Source organism: Delftia acidovorans NBRC 14950 (genome assembly GCF_001598795.1).
In the GTDB taxonomy this organism is placed as follows: domain Bacteria; phylum Pseudomonadota; class Gammaproteobacteria; order Burkholderiales; family Burkholderiaceae_C; genus Comamonas; species Comamonas acidovorans.
Genome location: NZ_BCZP01000002.1, coordinates 101,534 through 117,779, shown reverse-complemented (window position 1 = coordinate 117,779; position 16,246 = coordinate 101,534). Strand labels below are relative to the sequence as shown.

At 70.0% G+C, this 16,246-nt stretch carries 15 protein-coding genes; 10 read left to right on the top strand and 5 right to left on the bottom strand.

The window, feature by feature from the left end:
* The gene (locus tag DA1_RS03235) at positions 1-876 is read left to right on the top strand and encodes a ChaN family lipoprotein (RefSeq protein WP_034390024.1); all 876 of its coding nucleotides are present in this window, start codon (positions 1-3) and stop codon (positions 874-876) included.
* A gap of 51 nt (positions 877-927) precedes the next feature.
* Here the strand turns inward: DA1_RS03235 and DA1_RS03230 are convergent, their stop codons facing one another.
* Positions 928-1,185: a DUF3297 family protein gene (locus DA1_RS03230; protein WP_013804396.1), complete on the bottom strand. Its 258-nt coding sequence runs from the start codon at positions 1,183-1,185 to the stop codon at positions 928-930.
* Between the two features lie 121 nt (positions 1,186-1,306).
* Between DA1_RS03230 and DA1_RS03225 the strand changes: the two genes are divergently transcribed.
* Entirely contained in the window at positions 1,307-2,611 is a 1,305-nt protein-coding gene (locus DA1_RS03225; RefSeq protein ID WP_080736788.1) for a DUF445 domain-containing protein, read from the top strand.
* 166 nt (positions 2,612-2,777) lie between these two features.
* On the opposite strand, the gene DA1_RS30210 is transcribed toward DA1_RS03225, so the two are convergent.
* Complete coding sequence (locus DA1_RS30210) at positions 2,778-2,945, bottom strand: hypothetical protein (protein ID WP_155294169.1); 168 nt, start codon at positions 2,943-2,945, stop codon at positions 2,778-2,780.
* Here DA1_RS30210 and DA1_RS03220 point away from each other — a divergent pair.
* Positions 2,944-4,971 (top strand): ligand-gated channel protein, encoded by a 2,028-nt coding sequence (locus DA1_RS03220; RefSeq protein ID WP_034390023.1) that lies wholly within the window; start codon positions 2,944-2,946, stop codon positions 4,969-4,971. The genes DA1_RS30210 and DA1_RS03220 overlap by 2 nt on opposite strands.
* Positions 4,972-5,092: 121 nt before the next feature.
* Positions 5,093-6,037 carry a siderophore ABC transporter substrate-binding protein gene (locus DA1_RS03215; RefSeq protein WP_034390021.1) on the top strand — a complete coding sequence of 315 codons (945 nt, stop codon included), beginning with the start codon at positions 5,093-5,095 and terminating at the stop codon, positions 6,035-6,037.
* Here DA1_RS03215 and DA1_RS03210 read toward each other — a convergent pair.
* Positions 6,013-7,014: an arsenic resistance protein gene (locus DA1_RS03210; protein ID WP_034390019.1), complete on the bottom strand. Its 1,002-nt coding sequence runs from the start codon at positions 7,012-7,014 to the stop codon at positions 6,013-6,015. The genes DA1_RS03215 and DA1_RS03210 overlap by 25 nt on opposite strands.
* 114 nt (positions 7,015-7,128) lie before the next feature.
* Positions 7,129-8,811: a sigma-54 interaction domain-containing protein gene (locus tag DA1_RS03205; protein WP_034390017.1), complete on the bottom strand. Its 1,683-nt coding sequence runs from the start codon at positions 8,809-8,811 to the stop codon at positions 7,129-7,131.
* A 222-nt stretch (positions 8,812-9,033) separates the two neighbouring features.
* Here DA1_RS03205 and DA1_RS03200 point away from each other — a divergent pair, with 222 nt between their 5' ends.
* Genes DA1_RS03200 through DA1_RS03175 form a run of 6 tightly spaced genes read left to right on the top strand, consistent with a single transcriptional unit; the run spans position 9,034 to position 15,776 of the window.
* Positions 9,034-10,581 carry an acyl-CoA carboxylase subunit beta gene (locus DA1_RS03200; RefSeq protein ID WP_012203030.1) on the top strand — a complete coding sequence of 516 codons (1,548 nt, stop codon included), beginning with the start codon at positions 9,034-9,036 and terminating at the stop codon, positions 10,579-10,581.
* A 28-nt stretch (positions 10,582-10,609) separates the two neighbouring features.
* Complete coding sequence (locus DA1_RS03195) at positions 10,610-11,629, top strand: tripartite tricarboxylate transporter substrate binding protein (RefSeq protein WP_034390015.1); 1,020 nt, start codon at positions 10,610-10,612, stop codon at positions 11,627-11,629.
* A 10-nt stretch (positions 11,630-11,639) separates the two neighbouring features.
* Entirely contained in the window at positions 11,640-13,748 is a 2,109-nt protein-coding gene (locus DA1_RS03190) for an acetate--CoA ligase family protein (protein WP_034390014.1), read from the top strand.
* Positions 13,745-15,106: an acetyl-CoA carboxylase biotin carboxylase subunit gene (locus DA1_RS03185; RefSeq protein ID WP_034390013.1), complete on the top strand. Its 1,362-nt coding sequence runs from the start codon at positions 13,745-13,747 to the stop codon at positions 15,104-15,106. The genes DA1_RS03190 and DA1_RS03185 overlap by 4 nt, the downstream gene beginning before the upstream one ends.
* Positions 15,107-15,117: 11 nt before the next feature.
* Complete coding sequence (locus DA1_RS03180) at positions 15,118-15,342, top strand: acyl-CoA carboxylase biotin carboxyl carrier protein subunit (RefSeq protein WP_012203026.1); 225 nt, start codon at positions 15,118-15,120, stop codon at positions 15,340-15,342.
* A complete protein-coding gene (locus DA1_RS03175; RefSeq protein WP_012203025.1) occupies positions 15,339-15,776 on the top strand; it encodes a PaaI family thioesterase in 438 nt (145 codons plus the stop codon). Before DA1_RS03180 ends, DA1_RS03175 begins: the two co-directional genes overlap by 4 nt.
* A gap of 7 nt (positions 15,777-15,783) precedes the next feature.
* On the opposite strand, the gene DA1_RS03170 is transcribed toward DA1_RS03175, so the two are convergent.
* Positions 15,784-16,212: a hypothetical protein gene (locus DA1_RS03170; RefSeq protein WP_013804407.1), complete on the bottom strand. Its 429-nt coding sequence runs from the start codon at positions 16,210-16,212 to the stop codon at positions 15,784-15,786.
* Positions 16,213-16,246: the final 34 nt, after the last annotated feature.

Below are 16,246 nucleotides of genomic sequence, written 5' to 3'. Positions count from 1 at the left end.
ATGCAAGTCCGCTCCATCCCCCGCCCCTTCATCCGCACCCCGCGCCTTGCCGGCCTGGCTGCGGCCGCATTGCTGGCGGCAGCCCTTGCCGGCTGCGCCAGCTCCTCCGCCCCGGCGCGGGACTGGACGCAGCAGCTGCAGCGCTGGTCCGACGCGCCCATCGTGCTGCTGGGCGAGCAGCACGATGCGGTCGCCCACCAGTCCTGGCAGCAGGCCACGGTGGAGCAGTTGGCAAAACAGGAGCGCCTGGCCGCGCTGGTGATCGAGATGGCGCCGCGCACGGGCTCCACGGCCAGCCTGGCACGCGATGCCTCCGAGGACGCGGTGCAGCAGGCCCTGCAATGGCAGGACGCGGCCTGGCCCTGGCCGCGCTACCGCGGCGTGGTCATGGCCGCCGTGCGCGCGGGCGTGCCCGTGCTGGGCGGCAACCTGCCGCGCGCCGACATGAAGCAGGCCATGCGCAACGAGAACCTGGACACCCACCTGCCGCCCGAGGGCTGGCAGCGCCAGCTCGACGCCATCCGCGAAGGCCACTGCGGCCTGCTGCCCGACACCCAGCTGGCGCCCATGGCCCGCATCCAGCTGGCCCGCGATGCCAGCATGGCCGAGGTGGCAAGGGCCGCTGTCAAGCCCGGCAAGACCGTGCTGCTGGTGGCCGGGCGCGGCCACGTGCTGCGCGGCGTGGGCATTCCCACCTGGCTGCCCGAGGCCGCAGGCGCCAAGGTGGCCGTGGCGCAGGCGGGGGAGACATCGGTGGCGCAGGCCTCGGATGTGGATTGGCTGCAGAAGACGGATGCCCTGCCCGCCAAGGACCACTGCGCCGAGCTGCGGGAGAAGTTCAGGAATCCGCCGGCGCCGCGGGCCGATGCGGGCTGAAGCCCGCTGATTCCTGAAGAGGTTGCGGCCGGCCTTGCGACCGGCCGGAAATCAGCGGTAGAACGCTTCCACGGCGCCCTTGAGCTTGATCAGCAGGGGCTTTCCCTTGCGGTCCACCGTCTTGCCGGCCGGCACCTTGATCCATCCCTCGCTCACGCAGTATTCCTCCACATCGAAGCGCTCGTTGCCGTTGAAGCGGATGCCGATGTCGTGCTCGAACACGGCGGCCACGTGGTGCGGGCTGCGCGGGTCGATGGACAGATGGTCGGGCAGTGCGGGGCGATCGGCGGGTGCGTTGGCGTCGGTCATGGTCTTGTTCTCGCAAGAGGGTTCTGAAGAAAGCCGGTATTGTCCGCGCAATTCGCAGGCAGGCGCTGGCTGACAGGCTTTGGCGGCAGGCATCGCCATGCGGATGGCGGGCGGGCGTCGTATGCTGCGCTCCATGCTGTCGCCAGAGCAACGTCAAACACTGAAGTCGGCCAAGCGCCTGCCGCTGGCGCTGCTGCTGTTCGTGGCGCTGGGCTTCGTGGCCTCGTCCGTGGCGGCGGGGCACTGGCAGCAGGTGCCGCTGTGGCTGGCCTGCATCAAGGCCGTGACCGAGGCCTCGCTGGTCGGCGCGCTGGCCGACTGGTTTGCGGTGTCGGCGCTGTTCCGGCGCATTCCGCTGCCCCTGGTCGGGCGCCATACGGCCATCATCCCGCGCAACAAGGACCGCATCGGCGAGAACCTGGCGAACTTCGTGCGCGACAAGTTCCTGGACGGCCCTTCGCTGGTGGCGCTGATCGAGCGCCATGATCCCGCGCGCGTGCTGGCCGGCTGGCTGACCACGCCGGCCAACAGCACCCTGCTGGGGCGGCAGGTGGCGCGGCTGGCGCTGGCGGCGCTGGAGATGGTGCAGGACCGGCAGGTGGAACGCTTTCTGACACAGGCATTCAAGGCCTTGCTGGCCCAGGTGGACCTGCCCCGCGCGGCGGCGGATCTGTTGTCGGGCCTGACCAAGGACGGCCGCCACCAGGCCGTGCTGGACGATGTGCTGGCCCGCGTCAGCGGCGTGCTGCGCGAGGCCGAGACCCATGTGCTGATCGCCCAGACCATCGTGCTGTGGCTCAAGCGCGAGCATCCGCTCAAGGAAAAGATGCTGCCCACGGACTGGCTCAGCGACAAGGGCGCCAGCGCCATTGCGGGCGCGCTCGACAGCCTGCTGCAGGACATCGCCAGCAACCCCGAGCACCACATGCGCAAGGCCTTCGACGCCTCCGTGGACCGGCTGGTCACGCGGCTGCAGTCCGACCCCGCCATGTCCGAGCGCGCAGAGCGGCTGCGCCACTACCTGCTGCACGACGAAAAGCTGGCCGGCTACCTGCGGGCGCTGTGGCTGGGCCTGCGCGCCAAGCTGCAGGCGGACCTGGCCAACGAGCATTCGCAGGTGGCGCGCAAGACAGCCGCCATGGGCCGCTGGCTGGGCCAGTCGCTGGCGCACGACGAGGCGCTGCGCAGTTCCATGAACGAGCGCCTCAAGCGCTGGGCCCAGGCGCTGGCGCCCGATGTCTCGCAGTTCCTGGCCCAGCACATCGCCGATACCGTGCGGCGCTGGGATGCGCGCGAGCTGTCCGAGCTGATCGAGCTGCACATCGGCAAGGACCTGCAGTACATCCGCATCAACGGCACCGTGGTCGGCGGTGCCGTGGGGCTGGTGCTGTTCCTGGTCTCCAATGCGGGGCGGCTGTGGGCTTGATCTTCGTATCAGGATGTTGCCTGCGGGCCACAGCGGGCCAACTTTACAAAGCCGCCGTGCTCGCCGGAACGCCGTGAATCGTGCCGGGCGCTGCACGCGCCCGGGCACTGGCGGCCCTGCATGTCATTGATGAACAAGGCAACATTCAGCATCCTGAATGAATTGCTCACAGATCGGCCCGCTTGTAAAGAAAAACAGCAGCTGCGCTGCCGTCGGCCAGGCCGTTGTCGAGGGGAAAATAAAATAAGAACGATTCGCACTCATCAAAAACAACAGAGCGGATGCGCACCCCGGTCGTTCGACCGTCCGTGATTCTTCTTGCGAGCTTTCCCATGCACAACTGCACAGCCCCCGCGGCGGGCCGTGGCTTTGCCCTGTCCGCCCTTTGCACCTCCCTGCGTGCTTCGTTTCCCTCCACCGTCGTTCCCCTGCGCCGCACCGCGCTGGGCGCCTGCCTGGGCCTGCTGGCCTCGGGCAGCGCGCTGGCCCAGGCAGCAGGCGGGGCGACACTGGAAACCCTGGTCGTGACGGCCAGCGGCTTCGAGCAGGAGATCAGCCAGGCGCCGTCATCGATCTCGGTGATCACGCGCCAGGAACTGGAGCGGGGCGCCTACCGCAACCTGCACGATGCCCTGCGCGATGTGCCCGGCGTGATCCTCACGCCCTCGGACAACAACTCCAACGACATCTCGTTGCGCGGCATGGGCGCCAACTACACCCTGATCCTGGTGGACGGCAAGCGCATGAGCACGCGCGAGACCCAGACCAACGGCAGCACGGGCACGGACCAGAGCTGGATTCCGCCGCTGGAGGCCATCGAGCGCATCGAGGTGGTGCGCGGCCCCATGTCCTCGCTGTACGGCTCGGACGCCATGGGCGGCGTGATCAACGTCATCACGCGCAAGGTGGCGAAGAACTGGCATGGCTCGGTGCGTGCCGACGCCACGCTGCAGGAGCGCTCCACCTCGGGCGATGCCTACCAGACCAACTTCTACCTGTCAGGCCCGATCAAGACCGACCTGCTGGGCCTGAGCCTGTACGGCAACTACGGCAAGCGCGACCAGGACCGCATCTACCAGGGCTACAACAAGAGCGACAACCGTTCGCTGAACCTGCGCCTGGCGCTGACCCCCAGCAAGGACCACGACCTGATCGCCGAGATCGGCACTTCGCGCCAGCACTTCGTTTCGTCGCCTGGCATGACCCTGCTGCCCACCGATGCGCCCAGCGACCGCAAGTTCGAGCGCGAGAACTACTCGCTGCAGCACAAGGGCCGCTGGGGCTGGGCTTCCTCCGACACCTATCTGCAGCGCGAGGAAACGCGCAACCTGTCGCGCGACATGACCATCAGGAACACGGTGTTCAACAGCAGCTGGGTGGCGCCGCTGGGCCGCCAGCACCTGCTGACCACGGGCGTGTACTACAACCAGCAGGACCTGCGCGACACGACGACCAATACGCTGCCGGGCTCGGCGCGCACCACGGCCGATCGCACGCAGTACGCCTGGTTCGCCGAGGACGAGTGGCGCCTGCGCGAGAACTTCGCCCTGACCGGCGGCCTGCGCTACGACCACGACAGCAAGGGCGGATCGCAATGGAGCCCGCGCCTGTATGGCGTGTGGAACCTCGACGCGCAATGGACCGTCAAGGGTGGCGTGTCCACCGGCTTTCGCGCGCCCTCGTTGCGCCAGACCCTGGGCGACTGGGGCCAGTCCAGCCGCGGCGGCAACATCTACGGCAACCCCGACCTGAAGCCCGAAACCTCGCTGAGCAAGGAACTGGGCGTGCTCTACAACAACGGCGCCGGCCTGTCGGCAGGCCTGACGGTGTTCGACAACGAGTTCAACGACAAGATCACGCGCATCGCCTGTCCCGAGTGCGGGCCGGCCAATTCCTCGGGCAACACGCCCACCACCAACGTCAATATCGACAAGGCCATCACGCGCGGCATCGAAGCCACGTTCAAGGCCCCGCTGGCGCGCACGCTGGACCTGAGCAGCAGCTACACCTTCACCAAGTCCGAGCAAAAAAGCGGCGAGTTCGCGGGACAGCCGCTGAGCCAGCTGCCGCGCCACATGCTCAACCTGGCGCTGAACTGGAAGCCTTCGCAGCAATGGGCGGGCTGGGCCAAGCTGTCCTACCGGGGCAAGGAAAGCCAGCCCACGGGCGGCCGTTCGGCGCGCACCTGGGTGGCTGGCAGCTATGCCATGTTCGACATGGGCGGCTCCTACAACTACAGCAAGGACGTGACCTTCTACGCAGGCATCTACAACCTGTTCGACAAGGACGTGTACTACGAGGACTACGCCACGGTGCAGGACGGCCGGCGCTACTGGATCGGCATGAACGTGAAGTTCTAGGCATCCCGGCCGCAAGGGCGGCCGCTGCCCGTGGCCTGCGGATCAGGCCGCGCCGCTTCCCGGCGCGGCACCCGCCTCCGGACGCCGGAACTCCTTTCATTTTTTCCTGGGATTCTTTGCCATGACCTTCGATATCACGCGCCGCGCGGCGGCGCTGGCCTTGCCGGCCTTGTTCCTGGGGACTGCGGTGGCGGCCCCGCTGTCCGTGCGGCATGCCGGGGGAATGACCAGCCTGCCCGGCGCACCCCGGCGCGCGGTGGTTTATGACCTGGGGGCGCTGGATGCACTGCATGCGCTGGGCGTGCCCGCGTCGGCAGTCGCAGGCGTGCCCCGGGCGCAGCTGCCCCAGTATCTGGAAAGCTTCGCGCAGCGGCCTGCGGCGGGCGGGCTGTTCGAGCCCGACTACGAGGCGCTGAGCCGCCTGGCACCCGACCTGATCATCGTGGGCGGGCGCTCGGCCGGCAAGGCCGAGGTGCTGGGACGCATCGCGCCCACGCTGGACCTGAGCGTCAGCGGCAAGCACATGCTGGCCGATATCGAACGCAACATCGCCACGCTGGCGCTGCTGTTCGGCCGCCAGGCGCAGGGCCGTGCGCTGGTGCAGCGCATCCACGCCGAGCTGCAGGGCCTGCGTGCCCAGGCCTCGCAGGCCGCGCCGGGCCTGCTGCTGATGGCCGTGAACGACAAGCTCCTGCCGCAGGCGCCGGGATCGCGTTTCGGCTTTCTGTTCGATGTGTTCGGCGCGCGCTCGGCGCTATCGGCTGCGCAACTGCCAGCCCGCGACACCGCCTACGGCTTCGATGATGTGGCGCGGCTGGACCCCGAGTGGATCTACGTCATCGACCGCAACACGGCCACGGGCCAAGCGGCAGGCGGCGGCGAGATCATGGCTTCGCGCAAGGTGTTCGACAACGCGCAGATCCACGCCACGGCGGCCGGCCGCAAGGGGCAGGTCGTCTTCCTCGATCCCAAGGGCTGGTACCTGATGGGCAGCGCCGGGCCGACGGCGCTGCTGGACAACATGGCGCAGCTGCGCCAGGCCTATGGCGCGGCGTCATCGCGTTGACCGCGGGCCAGGGCCGGCTCCCGGTCCCGGCCCCACAGCGCAATCACGCGCACATAGGCCAGCTCGGCCAGCAGCTCCACCAGCGTCTGCGTGACGATGACGGCCGGCAGCACGGGAATGGCGCCAGGCACGGCCAGGGCCAGCGGCAGCACGACCAGCGAATTGCGCGTGCCCGCGCTGAACGCGACCGCTCGGCCTGCGGGCGCTGGAAGCCGGAAGGCGCGCGCCACCAGCCAGCCCAGCGCGGGCGCCGCCACCGCAAAGGCCGCGTAGACGGGCACCACGCTCCAGGCCGCGTGCGTGGCAGGGCCCAGTTGGGGCAGCACGGAGGCGATCACCACGAACAGCACCAGCGCGGTGGCCGGCACGGGCAGCAGGCCCAGCCATGCCGAGGCGCTGGCGCCGCGCCGGCTGCGGGCCGCCCACAACTGGGTGGCAGCGGCCAGGGCCAGCGGCACGGCGATCAGCCACACGAACGCATGCAGGAAAGGCCCCGCCTGGACCAGCCGCGCCGCGTCGTCGCCCAGGAACAGGCCCAGGTAGCCGGGCAGGGCCAGCATCTGCGCGATCAGCAGGGCCGGCGTGGCTGCCAGCAGCAGGCGCGCATCGGCGCGTCCCAGGTGGGAGAAGGTGACCACGTAGTCGATGCAGGGCGCCAGCAGCACCAGCAGCGCGCCCAGGCGCAGCAGGGGGTCGGCGGGCAGGAACTGCAGCAGGGCCCAGACCAGCACCGGCACCATGATGAAGTTGGCCACCATCAGCGCGGCCAGGAAGCGCACCTGGCCAAAGGCACGCCGCAGCTCGGCCACGGGCACCTGCAAGAAGGTCACATAGAGCATCAGCGCCAGTGCGGGGTTGATGGCACGCTCCAGCACGCCCGTGCCGGGCAGCGCCCAGGCGGCAACTGCGGCCAGGGCCACGGCGGCGAAGTAGATGGGGATCTGGCGCTGTTCGAGCGCGTCTCGGGTGTCTTGCATTCGGGGCGCCGGGTGCGGCAGGTGCGGCAGGGACGGCAGGGGGTACGGGGTGCCTAGTATGGCAACGGCGCGGCCAGCCGCTGTCTCGAATTCCCTGCCCTCGGCCCGACAGGCTCAGCCGGGCGATGCCGCGCCCAGCACCTTGTAGAGGTAGGAGCGCGAGATGCCCAGCTCCTGCGCGGCCAGCTTCTTGTTGCCGCCGCAGCGTGCGATGGCGTCGAGGATGGCGTTGCGCTCCTGGTCCTTGAGCGGGGCCACGGCGCCGGTGGAGGGCATGTCGGCCTCGGCAACGGGCAAAGGTCGTGCGCCGGCCAGCGGGTCCTCATGGCGCGCGAAGTTGTCCACGCCCAGCAGGTGGCCGTCGCAGAACACCAGGGCCTCTTCCACGCGCTGGCGCAGCTGGCGCACATTGCCGGGCCAGGCCTGGCGGGCCAGGTAGGGCATGACGCCAGGCGCGATGCGCGGCAGCGCAATGCCGTTGCGCTCGCAGAACGACTGGGCAAAGCGCTGCACCAGGGCCGGGATGTCCTCCAGGCGCTGGCGCAGGGCGGGCACATGCAGCACCACGCCGCTGAGGCGGTAGAACAGGTCCAGCCGGAAGCGGCCGCTGTCGATGAGGCCGCGCAGGTCGCGGTGCGTGGCGGCCACGATGCGGAAGTTCACCTGCCGGCCGCTGTGCGCGCCCAGGCGCTGCACCTGGCGGTCCTCCAGCACGCGCAGCAGCTTGACCTGGATTTCCATGGGAATGTCGGCCACTTCGTCGAGGAAGAGCGTGCCGCCCTCGGCCTGCTCCAGCTTGCCGGGCTGTCCCTGCCTGCGTCCGCCCGTGAAGGCGCCGGCCTCGTAGCCGAACAGCTCGGACTCGATCAGCGTGGCCGGCAGGGCCGCGAGGTTGAGGCTGACCAGGGGCGCGTCGGCATCGCGCCCGCGCGCATGCAGGGCCTGGGCCACCAGTTCCTTGCCGCTGCCGCTCTCGCCCAGGATGAGCACGGGCACGTCCAGCCGCGCCACGGCGTCGATCTCGCGGGCCAGCCTTTGCATGGGGGCACTGGCGCCCACCATCTGCGCCGTGGGCGTGCCGCCGCGCAGCTGGCTCAGTTCGCGCTTGTAGTGCTGCACCTCGTCATGCAGCTGGTTCAGGCGCTGCTGCATGCGGTTGAGTGCCTCCACGCCGCTGAAGCTGACCTGGCCCACGGCGCCCACCACGGCGCCGCCCTCGTAAACCGGCATGCGGTTGACGATGCGGCTCACGCCCGGCCCCAGCTGCTGCAGGTCGCCGATCTCGGCCCGGCCGCTGCGCACCACGTGGGGCAGGCGCGAGTTGGGGATCACGTCCTCCGCGCGCCGGCCTGCGGCCGTGCCGGGCGCCAGGCCGAAGAACTTCTCGTGCACGGGGCTGATGTAGCGCATCAGCCCTTCATGGTCGGCCACCGTGATCGCCTGGTACGGGTTGGTCAGGAACATGTTGAGGATGGCGAAGGCGAAGGGCACGCTGGCCACCATGTCGAACAGCGCCGCCGCCTCGTCGGCCGGGCGCAGCAGGGCGACCTCGCCCTCGGCATCGGCCAGCACCACGGCCACATGGCGGGCCACCGTGCCGCGCGGGCCCGGTGTTTCCACGTGCAGCAACTGGCCATGGCCGATGGGGTTGTGCCCGTCGCCGTGCGCGCGGGCCAGGGCCTCGGTGACGGCTGCATGCAGCAGCGGCTCCTGCGCCAGGCCCAGCCGCGCCACGGGCTCGGGCGAGTCGCGTCGCCACACGAGAACGCCGAATCGGTGGTCGGGGGAGCTGGGCATGGGCATGGTGGGCAGTGGCTGGGGTGAACGCACTCTAGCGGCGCGCAGGCCACGGGTCTGTCCCCGTGGTGTCTCCATTAAAGACAGTGCCCAACCCGTGTCTTCGAGGTTGTCCTTGATGTGGACACGTGAAGGTCGACCGTGGAAAAAATCCTTTGAATTCAACGCGCTGCGTTCTGGCACGCCTTGTGCATCTCCACAGGCACAAGGAGACACGACGACATGAGCTGGCAACCCGAAGTGGACGAGATCGCATACCGCCGCGCACTGGCGGCCAAACTGGGCGGAGAGGACAAGGTGGCGCGGCACAAGGCCGCCGGCAAGCTCACGGTGCGCGAGCGCATCGATGCCTGCACGGACGCGCAGTCCTTCGTGGAGGTGGGCTCGCTCACCGGCTCGGGCCAGTACGACGGCCTGGGCAGGCTGACGGACTTCACGCCCTCCAACCTCATCATGGGGCGGGCGCGCGTGGGCGGGCGGCCCGTGGTCGTGGTGGGCGACGATTTCACGGTGCGCGGCGGCGCCAACGACGGCGCCGTGGGCGACAAGCTGATCTTTGCCGAGAAGATGGCGCACGACCTGCGCCTGCCCATGGTGCGCCTGGTGGACGGCACGGGCGGCGGCGGCTCGGTGCGCAACATCGAGACCAAGGGCTACACCAGCGTGCCCACCATGAAGGTCTGGAGCCAGGTGGTGCAGAACCTGTCCACCGTGCCCGTGGTCTCGCTGGCCCTGGGCTCGGTGGCCGGCATGGGCGCGGCGCGCGTGGCCTCCAGCCATTACTCGGTGATGGTCAAGGAGACCGCCCAGCTGTTCAATGCCGGCCCGCCGGTGGTGGCGCGCATCGGCCAGAACGTGACCAAGAACGAGCTGGGCGGCAGCCAGGTGCACACGCGCAACGGCGTGGTCGATGACGAGGTGGCCACCGAGCAGGAGGCCTTCGAGCGCGTGCGCCGCTTCCTGTCCTACCTGCCCTCGTCGGTGTACGAGCTGCCTGCGCGCACCGCGCCGCAGGACGACCCGCGGCGGCGCGACGAATGGCTGCTGTCGGCCATTCCGCGTGATGGCCGCAAGGTCTACAAGATCCGGCCCATTGTCGAATGCCTGGTCGATGAGGGCTCCTTCCTGGAGACGGGCCGCCACTGGGGCCGGGCCATCGTCACCGGGCTGGCGCGCATCGACGGCTGGCCCGTGGCCGTGGTGGCCAGCGACCCGTACTTCTACGGCGGCGGCTGGGACGGCCCCTCGGCCGAGAAGTTCACGCGCTTCGTGGACATGGCCCAGACCTTCCACCTGCCCGTGGTCAACCTGGTGGACATCGCGGGCTTCCAGATCGGCGTGGAGGCCGAGAAGGCCGGCGTCATGCGCTACGGCGTGCGCGCCCTGGCCGCCGTCTACCAGGCCACCGTGCCCTGGTGCAGCATCCTCATCCGCCGCGCCTACGGCGTGGCGGCGGCCGGCCACCAGCACATGGGCCGCTTCAACTTCCGCTATGCCTGGCCCTCGGCCAACTGGGGCTCGCTGCCCATCGAGGGCGGGCTGGAGGTGGCCTACAAGGCCGAGATCGAAGGCGCCGACGACCCCGTGCAAAAGCGCGCCGAGATCGAGCAGCGCGTGCGCAGCCTGACCTCGCCCTTCCGCACGGCCGAGGCCTTCGGCATCGACGAGGTGATCGATCCGCGCGACACGCGCGCCCTGCTCAGCGAATTCGTGGAACTGGCCGCGCCGCTGCGCGAGGCCGGAGCGCCGCAGTTCGGCCTGCGGCCCTGAACGCATAAAAACCCAAGGAGACAAAGCAATGGCAACCAGACAACCGCGCGCGCCCTCGCGCCGCACCGCCCTGGCCCTGTGCCTGGCGCCGTGCCTGACCCTGTGCGCCGCGACGGCGGCCCAGGCCCAGGCCCCCCAGGAGGACAAGTGGCCCACGCGCCCCGTGCGCATCGTGGTCGGCTTTCCTGCAGGCTCGTTCACCGACACCATTGCACGTGCGCTGTCCGAGCCGCTGAGCAAGTCGCTGGGCCAGCCCGTGGTGGTGGAGAACAAGCCCGGCGCCAACGGCGCCATCGGCGTGGGCGAGGTGGCGCGCGCCGCGCCCGACGGCTACACCCTGCTGGTCACCAACTCCAGCAGCATCACCATCAACCCCCAGATCTACAAGAAGATCACCTACCGCGCCAAGGACTTCGCGCCCATCACCATGGTGCTGGATGCGCCCTTCATCCTCACCGTCAACCCCGAGTGGGCGCAGAAGCACCAGATCCGCTCGGCCAAGGATGTGATCGCCTTCGCCAAGGGCCATCCCGACAAGCTCAGCTACGGCTCTGCCGACCCCGGCAACATCGCCCACCTGGCCTATGCGGCCTGGAGCAACCGCACGGGCGTGAAGACCACGCATGTGCCCTACAAGAGCGCATCGCAGGCCCAGATGGCCGTGCTCAGCGGCGAGCTGGACACGCAGTTCGACACCTGGAGCGCGCTGCCCCACATCGCCAACGGCAAGCTCGTGGCGCTGGCCGTCACCGCGCCCCGGCGCATGCAGCAGCTGCCCGAGGTGCCCACCATGGCCGAGGCCGGCTATGCCGATTTCGACGTCACCTTCTGGGCCGGCCTGCTGGCGCCTGCGGGCACGCCGCCGGCCATCGTCAACCGGCTCTACGAGGCCTCCAGGGGCGTGCTGCAGGACGCACGCATCCGCGCCGTGCTCAGCAGCCAGGGCGAGCCCGTGATGATGCCGCCCGCGCCGTTCGGCCAGCGCATCGCCAAGGAGGTGGCCGACTGGGGCCAAGTCATCCAGCGCGAAGCCTTGTCTTTGGATTGATGAGGTACGCATGTCTCTGTTGCAAGCACTGAACCCCCGCTCCGTCGCCATCCTTGGCGCCTCCGACAATCCCATCAAGGCCGGTGGCCGGCCCATCGATTACCTGCGGCGCCATGGTTTCGCAGGCCGCATCCTGCCCGTCAATCCCAAGCGCGCCGAGGTCCAGGGCCTGGCCGCCTACCCCTCGCTGCGCGCGCTGCCCGAGGCGCCCGATGCCGTGGTCATCAGCCTGCCCGGCGAGGACGTGGCCGCCGCCATCGACGACTGCGTGGCCGTGGGCGCGCGCCTGGCCGTGATCTATTCGTCCGGCTTTGCCGAACTGGGCGAGGAGGGTCGCCGGCAGCAGGCCGACCTGGTGGCGCGGGCGCGCCGGGCGCCAGGCGGCGGGCTGCGCCTGTTCGGCCCCAATTGCCAGGGCGTGGCCAACTTCGCCACGGGCGCCATCCTCAACTTCTCGACCATGATCAACGAGAACGCGCCGGCCGACGGCCCCGTGGCCATCGTCAGCCAGAGCGGTGCGGGCGCGGCCATTCTCTACGGCGGCCTGCGCCGCGCGGGCATCGGCGTGCGCTACATGCTGTCCACGGGCAACGAGGCCGATGTCTGCGCAGCCGAGGCCGTGCGCGCCGTGGTCGAGGACGAAGGCATCCGCCTGGTCGTGCTCTACATCGAGACGCTCAGGCAAAGCGCTTGGCTGGCCGAGGCCGCGCGCCTGGCCCATGCGCGCGGCGTCACCATCCTGGCCGTGAAGGCCGGCCGCACGCGCGCAGGCCAGGCCACGGCCAGCTCGCACACGGGCGCGCTGGCGGCCGAGGACGCGCTGGCCGATGCCTTCCTGCGCCAGCACGGCATACCGCGCCTGGCCGACTTCCGCGAGCTGATCGACTACGCGCCGCTGTTCCTGTCCCAGCCCGCGCCGCGCGGTCGCCGCGTGGTCAGCATCAGCAATTCGGGCGCCACCTGCGTGCTGTCGGCCGACGCGGCCGAGGAATACGGCCTGGCCCTGGAGCCGTTCGATGCCGCCACGCTGGACAGCCTGTCCCAGGCCCTGCCGTCCTATGTCACGGCGCGCAATCCAACCGACATGACCACGGCCCTGCTGGGCAGGCCGCAGACCTTTGGCGACACGCTGCGGGCCTTGTCGGGCAGCGGTGCGGCGGACCTCGTTCACGTGGGCTTCCCGATCGGCGGCGAGGGCTATGACTTCGCCGACTTCGCGGGCCAGGCCAGCCGCTTTGCGCGCGATACCGGCGTGCCCATTGCGGTCAGCGTCAACCAGGACTGGGTGGCCCAGGCCTTCCAGGACCAGGGCGTGCCCACCTTCTGGAGCGAACGCGCCGCCATGCGCGGCCTGGCGCTGCTGGCCGAGCAGGCCGGTGGCAGGCAGGCACAGGTGCCGTCTGCCGAGGCATCGGTGCCGGTGGCGGCCTCCCGCTCCCTCACGCTTGACGAGCCCTCCAGCCTGTCCGAACTCGCCCGCGCCGGCCTGCCGGTGATGCGCCATCTGGTCTGCAGGAGCGAGGACGAGGTGCGCGCCGCCATCGAGTCCCTGCCACGACCCCTGGTGGCCAAGGGCGTGTCCGCCGATCTCTCGCACAAGTCCGAGCATGGCCTGGTGCGGCTCAACATCCGCGAGGCGGAGCAGGCGCTGCAGGCCTTTGGCGACTTCGCCGCCACGCTGGCCCGCCTGGGCGTGGCCGATGGCGGCCTGCTGCTGGGAGCCCAGCACAAGGCCGACTTCGAGCTGGCGCTGGGTGCCCATGTGGATGCCGAGTTCGGCGTGGTGGTCATGGTCGGCCAGGGCGGCGTGCTGGTGGAGGCGCTCAGGGACGTGCAATTCCTTGTCGCCCCCTTCAGTGCGCGGCAGGCGCTGGATGCCCTTGCGCGCCTGTCCATCGCCCCGGCCTTTGCGGCCGTGCGCGGCATGCCGGCCGTGGAGCTGGACGCCGTGGCTGCCATGATGGTGCGGCTGGGCGACTGGATGCTGGCCCAGGGCGGGCGCGTGCAGTCGGTCGATGCCAATCCCGTGCTCGTGGCGCGCGGCGCGCAGGCGCCGGTCATCGTTGATGCGGTGGTGGCCGTGGCCGCCGCGCCAGCTGCGCCCTCGGAGGCGGCATGAGCGGCGCCCCGCACCCCATCCGCCGCGTGCTGGTCGCCAACCGGGGCGCCGTGGCCGCGCGCGTGATCCGCACGCTGCGGCGCATGGGCCTTGAATCCGTGGCCGTGTACTCCGAGGCCGATGCCGGCCTGCCCTATGTGCGCGCGGCCGACCAGTCCGTGTGCATAGGCCCTGCGCCCGCCGCGCAAAGCTATCTGGACCAGGCACGGCTGCTGCAGGTGGCGCGCGAGACCGGTGCCGATGCCGTGCACCCGGGCTACGGCTTTCTCTCCGAGAACGCGGACTTCGCCGAGGCCGTGCAGCGCCAGGGCCTGTGCTTCATCGGCCCCTCGCCGCACTGGATACGCACGCTGGGCCACAAGACCCAGGCGCGGGCCTTCATGGCCGCCCAGGGCATGCCGCAGGCGGCCAGCTCGGCCGTGCTGCACAGCCTGCAGGAGGCGCAGGCGGAGGCGGCGCGCATCGGCTTTCCCGTGCTGGTCAAGCCCGCAGGCGGGGGCGGCGGCATCGGCATGCTGCCCGCGCACGATGCACCGCAGCTGGAGGCCGCCTGGTCCAAGGCCAGCGGCATTGCCGCCAAGTACTTCGGCACGGCCGAGCTGTACCTGGAAAAGCTGATCGAGGCGCCGCGCCACATCGAGTTCCAGGTGCTGGCCGACCGCCATGGCGAGGTGCGCGTGCTGTTCGAGCGCGACTGCTCGGTGCAGCGCCGCCACCAGAAGGTGGTGGAGGAGGCCCGCCCCGCAGGCATTCCCGCGCAGGCCCTGGCCGACATGCGGCAACTGCTGGCCGGCCTGCTGGCGCGCACGGGCTATGACGTGATCGGCACCGTGGAGATGCTCTACACGCCGCAGCACGGCTTTGTCTTCCTGGAGATGAACACGCGGCTGCAGGTCGAGCATGCGGTGACCGAGGAGATCACGGGCATCGACATCGTCGAGGCCCAGATCCGCCTGGCCGCCGGCGAGCGCATGCGGGATGTGCTGCCCGCCGAACCCGTGGCCCGCGGCCATGCCATCGAGGCGCGCATCTATGCCGAAGACCCCGTGCGCTTCCTGCCCTCGCCAGGGCGCCTGGACCGCTTCGAGATGCCCCAGGGCGAAGGCCTGCGCGTGGAGACCGGCTATGCCCAGGGCTGCAGCGTCACGCCCTTCTATGACCCCATGGTCGCCAAGCTCGTAGCCCATGGCAGCGACCGCGCACAGGCCATCGCACGGCTGCGCCAGGCACTGGCGCAGACCCGCATCGAGGGCGTGAAGACCAACATCCCCTTCATCGAACGCATCCTGGGTCACGCCGATTTCCTGGACCTGCGCATCGACACCGGCATCGCCCAGCGCGTGCTGGCCCACCTTTGAAAGCCCTACCCATGACCACCACCCCGAACATGATCACAAGCCCCATCGCCGGCCTCGTGGCCGCTGTGGAAGCCGCCGAAGGCGGCACCGTCGCCCTGGGCGACACCCTCATCATCGTGGAGTCCATGAAGATGGAGATTCCCGTGGAAAGCGAGGTGGCAGGCGTCGTGCGCCGCATGCTCGTGGCCGTGGGCGAGCCGGTGGCCGAAGGCCAGGCGATTGCGGAGATCGGATGAACGCCGTTGGAATCTCCACCGCCCCGGACCTGGAGGCCGCCGCGCTGGCGCGCGGCTACTTCGGCATCGACGTGCCCTTCATGTCCCATATCGGCCTGGAGCCCGTGAGCCTGGCGCCCGGCCTGGCCCGCACGCGCCTGCCCATGCGCCCGCACCTGGCCAACAGCCGGGGGCATGGCCATGGCGGCGCGCTGATGAGCGCGCTGGACTTCACGCTGAGCGCGGCCGCGCGCTCGTCCAACCCGCTGGGATTGGGCGTGGTGACCATCGAGATGAGCACGCATTTCCTCGCCTCGGCTACCACCGACCTGCTGATCGAGGCCCGCGTGCTGCGCGCAGGCGCGCGCACCGTGTTCTGCGAGGGCAATGTGCTGGACAGCGCGGGCCAGGCCGTGTGCACGGCGCGGGCCGTGTTCAAGCTGATCGCGCTGTAGCCTGGCTTCAGGCGCCGTCGCCTTCGGGCGCCGGCGGCAGCAGGTGCTGGCCGATCTGCTGCCAGGCCTTGGCCGCGTCATGCTGGCCGCCGAACATGTGGCAGCTGGCGGCCGTCATGGCCAGGCGGCCGTTTTCGGGTTCCAGGTCGAACGCCAGCTCGCATTGCGCGGCGGCGTTGCGCCACATCACCACGGCGTCTGGCGATTCTTCCTTTTGCAGCGCATGGGCTTCGGCCATCCAGGCCTGGGCCAGGCGAAACGCGCCCTCGGCCTGGTCGGGGTCGGCCTTGTGGGCCAGGTAGAACTGCTTGCCGGCCTGCTGCCACAGCGCCCGGGCCTGGGCGAAATCCTGGGTGGCGGCCCGCTGTGCCTGGGCCACCAGGGCATTGCCTTCGGCCAGCAGCGTTGCGTAGGAGGAGGGGGCATCTTGCGTCATGGGGCGCCATTGTGCCGCCGCTCCGGTGCCTGTG

Excerpts from the sequence above, each read along its gene's own strand:
- DA1_RS03170 (WP_013804407.1), bottom strand. The coding sequence starts at position 16,212 with ATGACGCAAGATGCCCCCTCCTCCTACGCAACGCTGCTGGCCGAAGGC.
- DA1_RS30210 (WP_155294169.1), bottom strand. The coding sequence starts at position 2,945 with ATGGGAAAGCTCGCAAGAAGAATCACGGACGGTCGAACGACCGGGGTG.
- DA1_RS03190 (WP_034390014.1), top strand. The coding sequence starts at position 11,640 with ATGTCTCTGTTGCAAGCACTGAACCCCCGCTCCGTCGCCATCCTTGGC.
- DA1_RS03210 (WP_034390019.1), bottom strand. The coding sequence starts at position 7,014 with ATGCAAGACACCCGAGACGCGCTCGAACAGCGCCAGATCCCCATCTAC.
- DA1_RS03200 (WP_012203030.1), top strand. The coding sequence starts at position 9,034 with ATGAGCTGGCAACCCGAAGTGGACGAGATCGCATACCGCCGCGCACTG.
- DA1_RS03220 (WP_034390023.1), top strand. The coding sequence starts at position 2,944 with ATGCACAACTGCACAGCCCCCGCGGCGGGCCGTGGCTTTGCCCTGTCC.
- DA1_RS03215 (WP_034390021.1), top strand. The coding sequence starts at position 5,093 with ATGACCTTCGATATCACGCGCCGCGCGGCGGCGCTGGCCTTGCCGGCC.
- DA1_RS03195 (WP_034390015.1), top strand. The coding sequence starts at position 10,610 with ATGGCAACCAGACAACCGCGCGCGCCCTCGCGCCGCACCGCCCTGGCC.
- DA1_RS03230 (WP_013804396.1), bottom strand. The coding sequence starts at position 1,185 with ATGACCGACGCCAACGCACCCGCCGATCGCCCCGCACTGCCCGACCAT.
- DA1_RS03175 (WP_012203025.1), top strand. The coding sequence starts at position 15,339 with ATGAACGCCGTTGGAATCTCCACCGCCCCGGACCTGGAGGCCGCCGCG.
- DA1_RS03205 (WP_034390017.1), bottom strand. The coding sequence starts at position 8,811 with ATGCCCAGCTCCCCCGACCACCGATTCGGCGTTCTCGTGTGGCGACGC.
- DA1_RS03235 (WP_034390024.1), top strand. The coding sequence starts at position 1 with ATGCAAGTCCGCTCCATCCCCCGCCCCTTCATCCGCACCCCGCGCCTT.
- DA1_RS03185 (WP_034390013.1), top strand. The coding sequence starts at position 13,745 with ATGAGCGGCGCCCCGCACCCCATCCGCCGCGTGCTGGTCGCCAACCGG.
- DA1_RS03180 (WP_012203026.1), top strand. The coding sequence starts at position 15,118 with ATGACCACCACCCCGAACATGATCACAAGCCCCATCGCCGGCCTCGTG.
- DA1_RS03225 (WP_080736788.1), top strand. The coding sequence starts at position 1,307 with ATGCTGCGCTCCATGCTGTCGCCAGAGCAACGTCAAACACTGAAGTCG.